Below are 14758 nucleotides of genomic sequence, written 5' to 3'. Positions count from 1 at the left end.
TCATCCTCTGCGGGTGAGTCCGCCGCACAGGGCGGGAAATCCGCCTCGTCGCTCTGCCGGGCAATTCACCCTCAGTGGGTGAGCCCCCTGCATCACCAACTCGACACGCTGCTTTGAAGGCGAAGACCGGCATCCTTCGCCAGGAAACCAAGGAGACGTACACATGGACGACGGTTTCGGTTTGTGGGACGTACTCCTGTCGATGCTCTGGTTCGGGCTGCTCATGTCCTGGGTCTGGATGATGATCCCGTGGGTGGGTGCGCTCTGCTACCTCACGCCTGACGAGTACGACGCGGCCAAGGCCAAGGTCCTGGCGTGACATCGTGCGCCGGCTCGCTCCTGAAACGTCAGTGATCCGGCCAGCGACGACGATTGGCCACCACGCCGACACGCCGTCGTACCGTTCGTCCACCCGAGGCTGATCGGAGCAGCTGAGTGAACTTCTCCGACCCCACCACCAGCCCCGTCGGTCGGGGCCCGTCGTCATCACAACCGACGGGTCGCCGCCTGCGCTTCTCGGATGTGCTCAGGCTCCTGGTCACGTGGGGGTTGACCTTCCTCGCCCTGCTGCTGACCGCCGAGCTACTCCCCGGGTTCACCTACACGTCCTGGTGGCCTCTGCTGGCGGCTGCGGCCGTAGCTGGGCTGGTGGGCATGATCGTGCGCCCGATCCTCGTCGCGGTCGCGGCCGCCATCGGGTGGATCGCTGTGGCGGCGGCGACACTGTTCGGGCAGGCAATCGTGATGCAGCTGGCCATGGACATCGTCCCCGGCGCGGCGTTCGACTCTTTCTGGACGGCCGTCGCGGCGGCCTGGCTCGCGGCTGCCTTCGGCACCCTGCTCATGTGGCTCGTCAGCGCGGGTACGGACGAGTCCTTCGCGGCCAGCCTGCTGCGGATCAAGCCGGGCAACATCTCCGACCCAGACGTCGACGGAGTCGTCTTCGTGCAGCTGGACGGTGTGTCCTTCCCCGTCATGCAGTGGGTGCTGCAGTCGGGCACGATGCCGACCCTTCGGCGGTGGCTCGACTCCGGCAGCCACGACGTCCACGAGTGGACCGTGCAGTTGCCCTGCACGACACCGGCCAGCCAGCAGGCGATCCTTCAGGGCAGCGCCGACGGCATCCCGGCCTTCCGGTGGTACGACCGCGACCTGGACCGAGTCCTGGTGGCCAACCGGCCCGAGGACGCCTCGATCATCGAGAGGCGGGCGAGCACCGGGCATGGCCTGCTTGCAGACGACGGCGTCTCGGTCTCCAACCTGTTCACCGGAGACGCGCCGAAGGCCGCCATGACGATGAGCCGGCTCGAGGTGTCGCGCGGGTCGCGTCGTACGCGACGGGTCTTCGCGCGCTTCCTGATCCGTCCCGACGGTCTGGTGCGCAGCTTCTCCCGGACGGTGGCCGAGGTCGTCAGAGAGCGGTTCCAGGCCGTCAGGCAGCGGCGACTCGCAGTGCACCCGCGGGTGCACCGCTCCTGGAGCTTCGCCGGCCTCCGTGCCTTCAGCAACTGCCTGCTCCGCGACCTCAACACCGCTGTGGTGAGCGAGGAGATGATGCGCGGCGCCCGCAGCATCTACGTCGACTACGTCGACTACGACGAGATCGGTCACCATGCCGGGGCAACCCGGATCGAGTCGCTGGCAGCCCTCGCCGGCCTCGACCAGGTGGTCGCCATCCTGGAGAAGGTGGCGAAGCGAGCGCCGCGGAAGTATCACCTGGTCCTGCTCAGTGACCACGGGCAGTCGCAGGGCGAGCCGTTCGCCTCCCGCTACGACATCGAGCTCAGTGACCTGTGCCGGTCGCTGACCCACTCGGAGACGACCGGGATCGAGGGCAGCATCGAGGGGTGGGGGCGGGTCGACTCGGTCCTGGAGGACCTGGGTGGGACGGGCACGACCGGCGTCCAGCAGGCGGCTTCCAAGCGCGTCGACAAGGTCCTCAAACCGGCGGGGTCCGACGTGGACGCCGCAGAGCTGATCGTGCTGGCCGGCGGCAACATGGGCGTGGTCTACGTACCTGTCCCCGAACGGTTGCTGCTGGAGGAGATAGAGGCCCGGTGGCCTGAACTGATCCCGGGTCTCGTCGCACATCCCGGAGTCGGCTTCGTCAGCGGGTTGAGCTCCGAGGGACCCATCGCCATCGGTGAGAACGGTTGGCGACACCTGGCGACCGGCGTCGTGATGGGCGTGGACCCCTTGCTCACGTACGGCGACCACGCGCCGACAATGCTCGCGACCGCGACCTTGATGGAACGCGCCCCGGAGCTGTACGTCAACAGCTCATTCGACCCCGACACGATGGACGTGGCGGCCTTCGAACCACTCGTGGGGTGTCACGGCGGTCTCGGCGGGTGGCAGGACCGCGGTTTCGTGCTCGCACCGCCACAGCTGTTCGCGCCGTCCCACCCGATCGTGGGTGGCGACGAGCTGCACCGGCACCTCGTCGGCATCCTCGAGGCGTTGGGACACCGGACCGAGCTTCAGAGGAGCACCTCGTGACCGAACCGCTGACACCGACCGGGGCCGTCGTCCCGTCGCGTACAACCCGCCTGTTCGTCACCGCCGCGGCGGTCGTGATCGTCGTGGCCGGCATCAAGGCTGCGAACCACATCGTCGCGCCGGTCGTGCTCGCACTCTCGTTGACGATCGTCGTCTACCCGCTGCGGGCGAGGCTCGAGAGGCACATGCCGGCATGGGGCGCCTCGATCATCGTGCTGGTGCTCGCGGTCCTGATCCTCGTCAGCCTGGCGCTGGCCATGGTGCTGGCTGTCGGCCAGCTGGCCAAGCTGGTCCCGACATACGCACCAGAGCTCAACGGCTATGTCGCCGATATCGGCGACGGACTCACCAACATGGGTGTCGGATCGGCGCAGAGCGACGCGATGGTCGGCTCGGTCGATGCAGAGCGGCTGGTCAGCCTCGCGACGTCGATCCTCGCCAGCGTTCTGGGGCTGCTGTCGAGCCTGTTCTTCATCATCACGTTGCTCGCCTTCTTGGCCTTCGACGCCGCAAAGGTCAGTCGCCTGGCCGCGGGCGCCCGTGTCTACCGCCCATACCTTGTGGATGCGATGGCGTCCTTCGCCGCCGGCACCCGCACCTACCTCGGAGTCTCGGCCGTGTTCGGACTGATCGTGGCGGTGATCGACACGGTGCTGCTTTACGTGCTGGGAGTGCCGGGTGCCTTCGTCTGGGGGGTGCTGGCGTTCGTCACCAACTTCATCCCCAACATCGGCTTCGTCATCGGCATCATCCCGCCGTCCCTGATCGCGCTCCTGGAGAGCGGGCCGGGCCTGATGCTCGCCGTGATCGTGCTCTACTGCCTGGTCAACCTGGTCATCCAGTCCTTCATCCAGCCGCATTACGTCGGCGAGGCCGTCGGCCTCTCGACCACCCTGACATTCCTCTCCCTGGTGTTCTGGACATGGATCCTGGGACCAGTCGGCGCCCTGCTGGCGGTCCCGATGAGCCTGCTGTTTCGTGCGATCCTCGTCGAGGCCGACCCGGACGGGCAGTGGCGCCTCCCATTGATCAGCGGAGACCCCGATGAGCCAGCCATCACGTGAGGTGATTCCGCCTTCCGCCGCGTGGTCCCGGCCGATCTGGACACTGGTGGGGCTGCTGGTGGCCTACTACGCCTTCCCCGTGGAGTGGACGAGTGGCTCGCCGGCGATAGTCCTGCTGAGCATCGCCGGAACGGTGGGCGGCGTCGTCCTGGTGGGCACGATGATGGCCAAGGAGCTGGGCTCGGTCAGGCGAGGCGAGCCGGCCCGCGGCCTCAGAGGGCTGAGCATGCTGCTGATCCTGCTCGTGATGGCAGCATCACTCACATTCTTCCTGCTCAACGAAGTCAGCCCGGACCAGTTCGACGGGCTTGCGACACGCACCGATGCGCTGTACTTCACCCTCGCCACCATGAGCACGGTCGGGTTCGGCGACGTGCATGCCGAGGGTCAGTTCGCGCGTGCGCTGGTGTGTGTGCTGATCGTGTTCAACGTGGTCGTGGTGGCATCGCTCGTCCGGGCGTACACCACCAGAGGGCAGCGCCTGAGATGAGCCGCTATTGCAGCGCGGCGGTGAGGCGCATCACGTTGTCGAGGTAGGTCTGCAGCCTGGACCGCTCGCGCCACTCACTGATGGTCAGCTCGCGCGACAAGCTCCGATATTCGTCTTCGACCTCGCGGAAACGGGCCACGATGTCTCCGCCCGTCAGCATCGTCGACACCTCGTGGTTGAGCGCGAAGGACCGCATGTCCATGTTGCTCGACCCGATCACCGCGACGTCGTCGTCGACCGAGAAGTACTTCGAGTGGAGAACGGCAGGGGACGGGTAACGGTAGATCCGGATACCCGACTCGAGCAGCGCTTGGTAGTAGGAGCACTGGGCGTGGAAGACCATGAACTGGTCGCCCTCTTCGCTCACGAAGAGCTCTACCTCCACACCTCGCCGAGCGGCCGTGGTCAACGCATAGAGCAGCGGCTCGTCCGGGACGAAGTAGGGGCTCGTCACCGAGATTCGCGTCTGCGCCGAGTAGATCAGGGCGGTGAACAGGCGCAGGTTGTTCTCGGTGACGTATCCGGGTCCGCTCGGCAGCACCTGTGCGGCGATCCCGTCCTCATGGTGGGTCGACCTGACCGCCGAGATCTCCTCGTCCATCCGCTCGTGCGTCTCGGTGTACCAGTCCTTGGCGAAGACGGCACGCAGCGCCGTGGCCGACGGCCCGTCGATGCGAGCGACCAGCTCGACGTACTCGCGGCCGCCCTTGTGGTTTTTCGCCTTGTTGTAGCCCGGCTCGATGAGGTTCTGGGAGCCCATGAAGGCAACCCGCCCGTCCACCACCAGGAGCTTGCGATGGTTGCGCAGGTCCGGGCGCTGGAACTGTCCCTTCAGGATGCGGATCGGCAGCATCGGTCGCCAGTCGATGCCAGCGGCGTCGAGCCGCTTCTCGAACTCGGCGTACTCCGGGATGCTGCGCGAGCCCATGTGGTCGATCAGCAGCCGCACCTTCACCCCTCGGCGGACGGCTGCCTCCAGGGCTTCGAAGAAAGGCGCCGTCACGTCGTCCCAGGCGGCGATGTAGAACTCCACCTCGATCGTTTCCGTGGCGGCTGCCACCTGCCTCGTCATCGCTGTGATCGCGTCACCGTAGTCCGGGATGAGGTCCACCCGGTTGCCGGCCTGGAGCGGCAGGGAGCCGAGGTTGAGGTTGAGGGTCGCCATCGACCGGAGGTACGCCGGCCCGGCGACGGGCTCCGTCGGCAGCCGGTCGGTGACCGCGCGGATCGCCTCGTCCGCCTCGTGTTGCCGTCTGAGTCGGCCTTTGCCGATGTTGGTCCGACCCAGGAACAGGAAGATCACGAAGCCCGCGAACGGCACGACCAGAATCAGGATCAGCCACGCCATGGCGGACGACGGCTTGCGATTGCTGGGCAGCACCCCGATCGCGAGGAACTTGATGACATAGTCGGCGGCCACCAACGCCACGCCGGCGATGACCAGGAGGTCGTCCACTACCTGGTCCCCGCAGACGTCGGACGTGCCTGTGCCCAGGTCGTCGGGATGTCGGCACCGCCTTCCTGGGAGATCCGGTCACCCATCTGGACGTAGGCGCAGCCCTGAGGGAAGATCCGTCCGGTCACCAGGGCCTGGCCCAGCCCGAAGGAAGGTGCTCCAGCCATCAGGCCGTCCGGGACGAACGAGAACAGCCGGCTGAGGTCGGCCACGTCGGCCATGGAGTTCATCCGCATCAGCAACAGGTTGTCGCACTGGGAGACCACGTTCTCGTGCACCTTGTTGGGACGCTGCGTCGACACGAGAAGATAGAGGCCATACTTGCGGCCCTCAGCCGCCATCTGAATGACCCTTTCGGTTGAGTCCATACTCACGGGGTTCGAAGGAGCGGCGGAGCAGATGTTGTGGGCCTCGTCGATGACGACCAGCACGGGCTGTCGGTTCCTGCGCAGGCTCCACAGCGAGGCCAGCACCGCGTCGGCGACCATGTGCTGCTCCTCAAGCGTCTCCAGCGACCCGAGGTCGACGACCACGCAGCGGCTGGTGGGCTCCTTCAGCTCCTGGAGGAGGGAAGCTTCGCGGGCGCTCCAGACCGTCCAGTCGAGCACGCCCAGGTTGAGCGCCCGCAGGCCGAGCTGCTTGGCGCTCGGGTTCGGCGAGCCGACCAGCTGGTCGGGGCCGGAGATCACGGGACTCCCCGCCTCGGTGGCGCGGAGTAGATCGGTCAGGACGGCGTACTCCTCCCGGTCGGCGATCGGGTCGAGTCCGAGCATCGCGCCTTGGGTGCGCGGATCGAGCTCGGCGAAGCGCAGCCGCAGCAGGTGGTCGGCCCCGGGCTCCTCGCCCCACACCGAGACGTCGTCCGGAACCAACCGGTAGCCCTCCGCCCGCCCTGGGTCTGCGCCCTCGCGAAGTCGTCCTAGTCCGACATAGTCGGAGTTGGGGTCCAGGATCACGATGCGAAGGGTCGTCTCCGCGAGCATGCGCTCGAGCAGGAGACCGAGCGAGTAGGTCTTGCCTGACCCCGACTGACCGCACATGAATGTGTGCCGGTTGAATCCACCGCTGTCGAGCTCGGCGGGGACGCCGGGCGCCAGCAACAGCTCGCCGATGGCGAGGCTGGCCCGGTCCCGTCGCCGGGTCCCGCCGAGCCACGCAGCCACCTCGGCTGGCTCGGCCGGTCGTGCGTGCGCACCGTGGAATGGCTCCCCCTCGTCGAGGAGGGGGCCGTGGCCGACCGCCAGGCTGATGCGGACGCTGGAGACGGACCCATCGGCCCCGGGGACGTCCACGTCCGCAGTCTGGCTCGCCAGGTCCGTGAGCTGACCGAACCGCTGCGCGCCCTCGTGCTCGAGCACCACGTAGGCCCCTCGCCTGAACGGCAGGCCGTAAAGCGACGCCTGGACCTCGAACACGCGGCCGTCGATCGACGTGGCCAGCGGCAGCGCGGCACGTTCGATGCGCTCGCGGACGTCGCGGTAGTGGCTGACCTGCTCGCTCAGCGCATCGCGCGGCTCGAGGGTTCCGTCCACCTCGGACATGTCATCCACCCCTGTCGATCTGTGGGCTCGGGTGAGCGGTCGGGTGTGCGCCCGCCGTCGTGGCCGAGTCTCCGGCCCGACGGCCAAGCGCGTATCCCCCGCAACGAGTGAGCCGACACGCTCCGCCGCCGCCCTCCTCAACCGGATGGAGCGGTAGGGATGCTGACGGATCCACCCAGCTCGAGCTGCACCGCCCGACAGTCCGGGGCCTCACGTGCCAGCGCCTCGACGAACCTCGGGCCTGCCGCGTCCATCCAGCCGCGCGGCAGTATCCGCCCCGCAGGCACGTGCAGGGTCTTCCAGTGGACCGGTACGGCGCAGCGGGCGGCGGTCAGACGGCACGCGATGGCCGCTTGATCCGGCCCCATGTGACCCGCCGAGAGGCGGGGCCCCCAACCGCCGACCGGCACGAGCGCGACGTCGATGACCCCACCCGCCAGGCGCGGCAGGACCGACATCTCGTCGTACAGATCTGTGTCCCCTGCCAGCCAGGCGATCCCGGAGGGTCCGCGGACCAGATGCCCGTTCGCGGCATTCGGGCGGTGCGGCATGGGCCTCGAGTGGTGGATGGCGCGCACCAACCGCACCTCGACCTGGCCGCCTGCGCCCAGCGGGAACCACTCCTCGTCGGCAAGCCCGCGGCCGTCGAGCCCTTTGCCACTGACCCATGTCGCGTTGCCCGGAGCGGTGAGGACCGGCACCCCCGGGAACAGCTTGAGGGACGGCACTTCGGCGTGGTCGTGGTGCAGGTGAGAGAGGAGCACCGCGTCCGCGCCGGCCCATGCCCGTCGAGACGGCTGCCCGCCGCGCCGCCTCAAGATGCCGTTGTGGCGTCGTAGGAGTGGGTCGGCAACCAGGCGCACGCCATCGAGGTCCAGGACGGCCGTGGAGTGACCGAGCCACGTGACGTCAATACCCAAGAAGCGGTCCCCATCCTCGGAGCGATGCTCTCCGCTCATGCCCCTCCAACCAGAGGGTTGCAAGTTGGAACGGGAGGTGAATCACCCGCCGCGGGTGAGCGGTACGGCGCCAGATCGTGCCAGCGTGGGGATGTCGGACAAGTTGGCCGACTTAGCTCTGGCGCGATGCTCGGAATCGCCCACACGCGAAGGGATGGACGATGGAAGACGCATTGACGACCGACTTCTGGGACATACTCCTGTGGAGCTTCTGGTTCTTCATCTGGATAGCGGCATTCACATTCTGGTTCCGCTGTCTCTTCGACCTTTTCGGTGACAGCACGCTCAACGGCTGGGCCAAGGCGGGCTGGGCCTGCCTGATGATCTTCATCCCATGGATCGGGGCGCTGATCTACCTGATCGTCCGCGGCCGAAGCATGCAGGAGCGCAGGATATCGGCCATCACGGAGCAGCAGGCCGCCCAGGACCAATACATCAAGGAGGTCGCCGGCACGGCCAGCCCCGCATCTCAGATCGCCGACGCGAAGGCGCTGATGGACGCCGGTGCGATCAGTCAGGCCGAGTTCGACGCACTGAAGATCAAGGTGCTGGCCTGATCCTGGGGTCAGACGGTTGCCGGACAGGGAGCCTCCCGGGGTCCTGAGCCCCGGCGGCTCCTGTCGTCTCGACGCCGGCCGTGAGGATCGGGGAAATCGCAGTGGCTGAGCCGGAGGCCGATCCCCACCGTAGACGAGCAGCGCACCTCTACGGCCTCATCGTCACCGGTGCCGTGCTCGCGACTGCGTCCGACGACTTCCGCCTCAGCCGGGTCGCCCTGCTGCTGCTCAGCACGCTGGCCATCTACTGGGCCGCAGAGTCCTACGTGCACTGGACTGCCACGCGCGCCCACCTGCGCCGCCCCCTGAGTCGCAACGAGCGTCGGATGATCATGCGCGACGGCTGGCCCCTGGTGGCCGCCAGTGCTGTCCCCCTGCTCTGCCTCTTCCTCGAAGCTGTCCTGGGGGTCAAGACGTCCGTGGCTCTCGACGTCACGCTTGTGCTCAACGCATTCCTGCTCTTCATCACAGGTTGGCAGATCGGCAAGGACAGTGGACTCGCCGGAAGCCGGCTCGTGATCTCCTCCGTCTTGGCAGGTCTTCTCGGCGTCGCGTTGATCGCTCTCAAGTCGCTACTTCACTGAACAGCAGGCGGAATCGACGGTGACCAAGAAGATGGGCCGGCCTCACGGATCGGGGTCAGGGACAGTGCGATCGGAATCGCGCACGTCCCCGCCAAGGGCCGGTCGCGGTCGCGGGAGCCAGTCATAGACGACGGCCGTGCGCAGCACCAGGTCGTGGAGGGCACGCCGTTCCCGGTCGACGGCACACCACCCCAGTCCTATGGGGAAGACGGCGCACAGCAGCGCACGGGCGAATGCCCGCACGAACCTGAGGCGGCTCCTCATCCCGGTGACCACGCGCAGTCCCATCACGTGATCACCGAGAGTGCGGCCACTGATCCACCAGGCAGCCGTCAGGTACACCACGAGGAACGCGAGGTAGCCGAGGACGAACCAGACGAGGGACAGGTCGGGCGGCCGGAAGTCCCGCGGTGTGACCACGAACCGGACGGCGGCCGCTCCCCCGTACGCTCCGAGGAGCGCCACGCCGATGACCACGGCGTCAACCATGTTGGCGATCACCCGTGTCGCGATCCCGGCAGCGGATCCTTGGTACGGGCGCGCCTCCGCGGGAACCAGCGAGAGCTCGGCGTCATTCACGGCGAGTCAGTCGTGGTCGGCGGGCGGCGGCGGTGGAAGAAGTGACGCTCGAGGCTTCGACTGATGGCCTCGTCCACGGAGATGCCCGTCATGCGGGCACTCCGGACGGTCTCTGACGCCATGGACCCCGTCGAGTCCCTGATGATGGCAGGCAGGTCGACCGCGGCGATGACATCTTCGACGATCGCCACGACATCGATCCGCTCGATCACCGCATCGAGGTCGAGCCTGCCGGCGATGGCGTCGACGTCCACCCCTTCGACCGCCGCGTTCAGGTCCACCCCGCCGACCGCGGCGTCGAGGTCGATCCGCTGCACGATCGCGTCGAGGTCGATGCGAGCGACGACGGCATCCAGGTCCACCGCGCTGACGACCTCGTCGATGTCGACGTGACGAGTGACGATGCCGGTCAGATCCAGCCGGGACAGGACCAGGTCGACGATCACCGGGGTCCAATTCTCGAGCTGAAGCTTGGCGCGCTGCTCGGCCCGTTCGCGATAGCGGGTGCCCTGCCGGGCCAGGTCGGCGAGCACCCTGACTGGTTGGAGCCGAGCCTGGACGAACGGCACCCGCCGCCTGGCGACAGACCGCACAACCGGGGAATCCACGGTGGTCCGCACCACCGCCAGGCCGGCGCTGACAGTGACGCCCAGGGCGCCCAGCGCGACGTCGACGACCCAGTCTGCGTCGGAGCGCTGTTCACCCGCGTCTGACCGCCGAGGGATCTCGACGAGATGACTCACGCCCTCAGCGTGTCACGCCGTGGCGGGTCACACCTCACCCCGACCGGATGAGGACGGGGGCCTCGTACGGCGGCAGCGTTGCCCGGAGCACGAGAGTGGTGGTGACCCGATCTGAACGTGAGCAAGCGGTGGGTGGCAACCGGCGTCGTCGTCCTGGTCGCCGCCGCCGGTGCGGGGTTCCTGCTCGAACGCGACACCTCCAGTGTCCCAGCGTCGCGTATGTGCAACGGGGCCGAGTCACTCTGCGGCCTCCGTCTCGACGAGGTCACCCTGGCCACGACGCACAACTCGATGAACGACAACGCCGACGGCTTCCGGTACCCGAGTCAGGAAAGGGGCATCGAGGCGCAGCTCGAGGACGGCGTACGTGGATTCCTGGTCGACGCCTACCTGGGCTCCGTTCGCACCGTCGGGAACGAGCAGATGGTCTACACCGAGCTGAGCGACAGGCAGCTCACCGAGGTGGTGAAGGCGGTTGGAGACAAGCCTGCCCAGCGGGCCCTGCTCCTGCGTGCGCGGGCCGGTCCGCCTGACCCGGATACGCCCCGCGAGGTGTACCTCTGCCACCAGTTCTGCGAGTTTGGCGCGGTCTTGTTCAGCCACGTGGTCGAGGTACTGCACCGCTTCCTCGATGAGCACCCCGGCGAGGTCCTGGTCGTCATCATCCAGGACGAACTCGCAGCGGAGGAGCTCGTCCCGGTCCTCAGGGACGGCGGCCTCACCCCATACCTCGCCACCATCGACCCGAGCGTCCGGCTGCCCACACTCGGCTCGATGGTCGAGTCGGGCCGTCGGCTGGTGATCGGCCTTGAGAAGGGTGACCTGCGACCAACCATCCCCAACGTGTACCGCTCCGGGCTGGTCCAGGAAGTCCCTTACAAGTACGCCTCGGTGTCGGAGCTGGAAGACGAGGAGTCATGCGCTCCTTATCGCGGCCACTACGACGCGCCTCTCCTCATGCTCAACCACTGGGTCTCCCCGCCGTCGCCCGAGCTCGCCGCCGAGGCAAACGCCGAGGGTGTGCTCCTTGCTCGGGCGGAGCGGTGCTCGGCCGAACGTCGGCAGCGCGTCAACTTGGTCGCGGTGGACTTCTACGGCCGCGGCGACCTGTTCGCCACCGTCGACGAGCTGAACAGACGGGTGTCCGCTGCGGACTAGCCACTCCGGCCGGCATGGATCCGCCACCCGGCCCACGCCAACAGGCCGACTGGAATCGGTAACCAGTACGAGACCAGCCGGTAAAGGAGCGTGGCGATCACCGCGACATCGACCGGGACGCCGATGACGACCAGAAGCGCCGTGAGGCCGGACTCGACGAAGCCGAGCCCACCCGGGGTGATCGGCACCATCGCCAGGGCCTGCGCGACGACGAACGCCAGCAGCACCTCCGACGGACGCGCGTGCACACCGAAGGCGGCCAGCGCCGCGACCAGCGCCGCGTAGTCGAGCATCCGGTTCGCCGCCGCGAGGAAGACGGCCAGCCACCAGCGGCCCTCGAACGCGCCGGCAACCCGGGCACGTTGGGCCGACAGCACGGTCGCCATCGATTCCGCGGTCGTCGATGGACGGACATGATGGAGCACGTGCCCGATCAGCCGACCGGTCGAGGTCAGCACTCGTGGCCAGGTGAGGACGATCACGCCCACCCCCACGATGACCACCGCCAGGATCAGCGAGACCAACAACCCCAGCTGCAGCTGCTCGGCTGGCGGCGGTCCGATCAACAACGCCGGAATCGTCAGAACTGGCAGGAGCAACAACACCGCGGTCGTCATCAAGCCGACCCCGGCCAGCGCGGACGCCACCGCCGCCGTCGGGTGACCGGCCTGGATCAGCAGCTTGGCCTGCACCACACCACCGGTTGCCGCACCTCCCGGGACCACCTTGCTGGCTGCGCTCCCTGCCAGCTGCGCCGTCGCTATCGCGCCCCAGCGCGCCCGCCGTGAATCACTGACCTCGTCCCCGTCGACATGCGGCTCGAGCGCGAGCCGGGTCAGCCACCACAGCGACGCCACGCTCCCCGCCTGTAGGAGCGCCAGGAGGATGAACCACCTCGGCTGAACCTGGGCCAGCCGCGGCCACGAGCCGAGCGCCGACAACAGGCTCGGTGTCACGACGTACAAGCCGACACCGGTCACGGCCAGTGCGATAGCTCGAGCACCCCAACGCCGCGCTCCAGCATTGGCCATCACCGCAACCGCCGCCCTTACTGTCCGAACGGTGTTTCGAGGTACACCTCTGGCCTCTCCCCCGCTGTGCCTGTCGCCATGGGGCCTCCGTCCTTTGCGCTGCTCATCGACGGTCGACGTAGATGACCTCGATGGCGTTGTTCCCGTAGCCCAGGCGGTTCCAGGGGGGAACGTCGGGCTGAACGTTTCCGGCGGCGTCGGTCGCTCGGGCCCGCAGTGAGTGTCGGCCGACGTCGATCGAGTCCCAGGTGAAGGACCAGTCCTGCCAGTGGTAGCCGTCCTTCGCCGGTTCGACCTGTGCGGGCTGCCATTCGCCTTCTCCGGTGAGGCTGACGTCCACATGCGTAATCGGGCCGGTGCCGGACCATGCCTTGCCTCGGACGGTGTACGTACCGACGTYGAGGGTGGAGCCGGGTGCCGGGTCCGTGATCCGGGCGCGTACCCGCATCAGGGTGACGGGCTCGTGGGGTCGGTCGGGCCACTGGTAGATGTAGTGGCCGGTCTGGAACTCACCGGTGTAGGGCTCGGTGAGGACGTCGAGTCGTTTCAGCCACTTCACGGAGGCGACGGCGTACCAGTGGGGGACAATGAGCCGGAATGGGGCGCCGTGGTCGCGTCCAAGGGGCTGGCCATTCATGTCGTAGGCGATGAGGATCCCCGATGTCGGGTCGGTAGCCTCGTCGAGGGGGAGCGACCGGGTGAATGTGAGGTTGTCCTGGTCGGTCTCGGGAAGAATCGCCTGGAGATGGTAGGAACCGTGGTCGGCGCCGTGTGCGAGCAGCTCTACTCCGTTCGCAGCAGGTTCGACCCGTTCGAGCACGTCGTGCAGCAGGGCGCCGGTCCATCGGGCTGTGGAGACAGCGAAGTCGCCCCAGGGTTCTCCGGTCGGCAGTGGTCTCATGTCGAGGCGACCGTTGCCGGCGCATTCGAGAGTGACGGTGTGGTCGTGGGCCGGCATCGCGCGCAGGTCGGCGAGCGTGAGCGTCATGGGGGTGCCGACCGCGCCGCCGATCTCCAGAGTGCCGTCGTGTTCGGGCACGGCGAAGTTGCTCCGGACGTAGTGCATTTCGGTGGGAGTGGTCTCACCGATGAGCGCGGCCGGTGGCGCCTCGGCGTTGTAGGGCGCGGGGTTGATCATCACCAGTCCGGCGCGTGCCGCCTCGAGATCATCAGCAACAGTCATGGTGTCCAGCCTCCTTGGGTCGAAATGACGCGGGGTGGTCTCAGAAGTCTGAGTCGTTGAAAGTGGGCTCGCGGCCCTCATTGAAGGCGCCGATGCCCTCGACGCGATCGGGGTGGACCGCGGAGCGCCAGTGCGCGTCCATCATGATCGCGATCGCCTGTTCGATCGGTTGCCCTTCGCCGAGCTGCACCGCGCGCTTGACGGCTTGCACGGCGGTCGGGGAGTTGCCGGCGATCTTGTCCGCGATCCGTTGAGCTGCGGGCATCAGGTCGCCCTGTTCGTGGATCTCGTTGACCATCCCGAGCCGGTACGCCTCGGCCGCGGGGACCGGGTCGCCGGTCATGAGCATCTGCATCGCCTTGCCGCGAGGCAGGAGGCGCGGCAGCAGCGCCGGTGAGCCGCCACCGGCGGCCAGACCGAGCATCGCCTCGGGTTGACCGAACGTCGCGGTGGCCGAAGCGACGATGAAGTCAGTGCTCTGTGCGAGCTCGCACCCGCCGCCGTAGGCAATCCCGTTGACCGCGGCAAAGATCGGCTTGCGGAGTTGTCGCACCGTGAACAGTGTGCGGTCGAAGGCTTGGCGCTGACGCAGCCAGTCCTCCTTGGTCATCGACTTGCGTTGCCGCAGGTCGCTGCCCACGGAGAACGCGCGGTCTCCGGCTCCAGTGAGGATGACGACCCTCACCGCGGTGCGGACCGCGATCTCCTCGACCACCTCGGTCAGCAAGGTGCCCATCTCGGTCGATATAGCGTTGTCGGCGTGTGGCCGGTTCAGGGTGATCCGGGCGACCCTGCCCCCGGAAAGGTAGTCCAGGAGTACGGGCGGCTCGGTCTCCTCGATGTCAGGAGCGGGTGGGCCGAAGTCGAGTGCTGCCCAACGGTCGGTGCTTGGTGAGCTCATCGTGTGGCCTCTC

At 67.6% G+C, this 14758-nt stretch carries 15 protein-coding genes; 7 read left to right on the top strand and 8 right to left on the bottom strand.

Annotation, left to right across the window (positions count from 1 at the left end):
• The first annotated feature begins 163 nt into the window (after positions 1 to 163).
• From AC1DVU_RS17040 to AC1DVU_RS17025, 4 genes are all read left to right on the top strand, one after another.
• A complete protein-coding gene (locus AC1DVU_RS17040; protein WP_476923654.1) occupies positions 164 to 319 on the top strand; it encodes a hypothetical protein in 156 nt (51 codons plus the stop codon).
• Between the two features lie 116 nt (positions 320 to 435).
• Positions 436 to 2499: a phage holin family protein gene (locus tag AC1DVU_RS17035; RefSeq protein WP_476923653.1), complete on the top strand. Its 2064-nt coding sequence runs from the start codon at positions 436 to 438 to the stop codon at positions 2497 to 2499.
• Positions 2496 to 3563 (top strand): AI-2E family transporter, encoded by a 1068-nt coding sequence (locus AC1DVU_RS17030; protein ID WP_476923652.1) that lies wholly within the window; start codon positions 2496 to 2498, stop codon positions 3561 to 3563. Before AC1DVU_RS17035 ends, AC1DVU_RS17030 begins: the two co-directional genes overlap by 4 nt.
• Positions 3544 to 4053, top strand: coding sequence for a potassium channel family protein (locus tag AC1DVU_RS17025; protein WP_476923651.1), 510 nt, complete (start codon positions 3544 to 3546; stop codon positions 4051 to 4053). The genes AC1DVU_RS17030 and AC1DVU_RS17025 overlap by 20 nt, the downstream gene beginning before the upstream one ends.
• 4 nt (positions 4054 to 4057) lie before the next feature.
• On the opposite strand, the gene cls is transcribed toward AC1DVU_RS17025, so the two are convergent.
• From cls to AC1DVU_RS17010, 3 genes are all read right to left on the bottom strand, one after another.
• A complete protein-coding gene (gene cls, locus AC1DVU_RS17020) occupies positions 4058 to 5509 on the bottom strand; it encodes a cardiolipin synthase (RefSeq protein WP_476923650.1) in 1452 nt (483 codons plus the stop codon).
• Positions 5509 to 7050: an ATP-binding protein gene (locus AC1DVU_RS17015; RefSeq protein WP_476923649.1), complete on the bottom strand. Its 1542-nt coding sequence runs from the start codon at positions 7048 to 7050 to the stop codon at positions 5509 to 5511. The genes cls and AC1DVU_RS17015 overlap by 1 nt, the downstream gene beginning before the upstream one ends.
• A gap of 137 nt (positions 7051 to 7187) precedes the next feature.
• Entirely contained in the window at positions 7188 to 8009 is an 822-nt protein-coding gene (locus AC1DVU_RS17010; RefSeq protein ID WP_476923648.1) for an MBL fold metallo-hydrolase, read from the bottom strand.
• 161 nt (positions 8010 to 8170) lie between these two features.
• On the opposite strand from AC1DVU_RS17010, the gene AC1DVU_RS17005 reads away from it, so the two are divergent.
• Positions 8171 to 8566 carry an SHOCT domain-containing protein gene (locus AC1DVU_RS17005; RefSeq protein WP_476923647.1) on the top strand — a complete coding sequence of 132 codons (396 nt, stop codon included), beginning with the start codon at positions 8171 to 8173 and terminating at the stop codon, positions 8564 to 8566.
• A 101-nt stretch (positions 8567 to 8667) separates the two neighbouring features.
• Positions 8668 to 9150 carry a hypothetical protein gene (locus tag AC1DVU_RS17000; protein WP_476923646.1) on the top strand — a complete coding sequence of 161 codons (483 nt, stop codon included), beginning with the start codon at positions 8668 to 8670 and terminating at the stop codon, positions 9148 to 9150.
• A gap of 42 nt (positions 9151 to 9192) precedes the next feature.
• Here AC1DVU_RS17000 and AC1DVU_RS16995 read toward each other — a convergent pair whose 3' ends face one another.
• Complete coding sequence (locus AC1DVU_RS16995) at positions 9193 to 9729, bottom strand: RDD family protein (protein ID WP_476923645.1); 537 nt, start codon at positions 9727 to 9729, stop codon at positions 9193 to 9195.
• Positions 9726 to 10472 (bottom strand): hypothetical protein, encoded by a 747-nt coding sequence (locus AC1DVU_RS16990; RefSeq protein WP_476923644.1) that lies wholly within the window; start codon positions 10470 to 10472, stop codon positions 9726 to 9728. Before AC1DVU_RS16990 ends, AC1DVU_RS16995 begins: the two co-directional genes overlap by 4 nt.
• A 117-nt stretch (positions 10473 to 10589) precedes the next feature.
• On the opposite strand from AC1DVU_RS16990, the gene AC1DVU_RS16985 reads away from it, so the two are divergent.
• Entirely contained in the window at positions 10590 to 11630 is a 1041-nt protein-coding gene (locus AC1DVU_RS16985) for a phosphoinositide-specific phospholipase C-related protein (RefSeq protein WP_476923643.1), read from the top strand.
• On the opposite strand, the gene AC1DVU_RS16980 is transcribed toward AC1DVU_RS16985, so the two are convergent.
• The 3 genes from AC1DVU_RS16980 to AC1DVU_RS16970 form a co-directional block, all read right to left on the bottom strand.
• Entirely contained in the window at positions 11627 to 12661 is a 1035-nt protein-coding gene (locus AC1DVU_RS16980; RefSeq protein ID WP_476923642.1) for a lysylphosphatidylglycerol synthase transmembrane domain-containing protein, read from the bottom strand. The genes AC1DVU_RS16985 and AC1DVU_RS16980 overlap by 4 nt on opposite strands.
• Positions 12662 to 12764: 103 nt before the next feature.
• Positions 12765 to 13844: a sulfite oxidase gene (locus AC1DVU_RS16975; RefSeq protein WP_476923641.1), complete on the bottom strand. Its 1080-nt coding sequence runs from the start codon at positions 13842 to 13844 to the stop codon at positions 12765 to 12767.
• Between the two features lie 40 nt (positions 13845 to 13884).
• Entirely contained in the window at positions 13885 to 14745 is an 861-nt protein-coding gene (locus AC1DVU_RS16970; RefSeq protein ID WP_476923640.1) for an enoyl-CoA hydratase/isomerase family protein, read from the bottom strand.
• Positions 14746 to 14758 lie beyond the last annotated feature (13 nt).

The sequence above is a fragment of the Aeromicrobium sp. P2_G6 genome, assembly GCF_056403535.1.
This window is presented reverse-complemented; position numbering and strand designations above follow the sequence as displayed.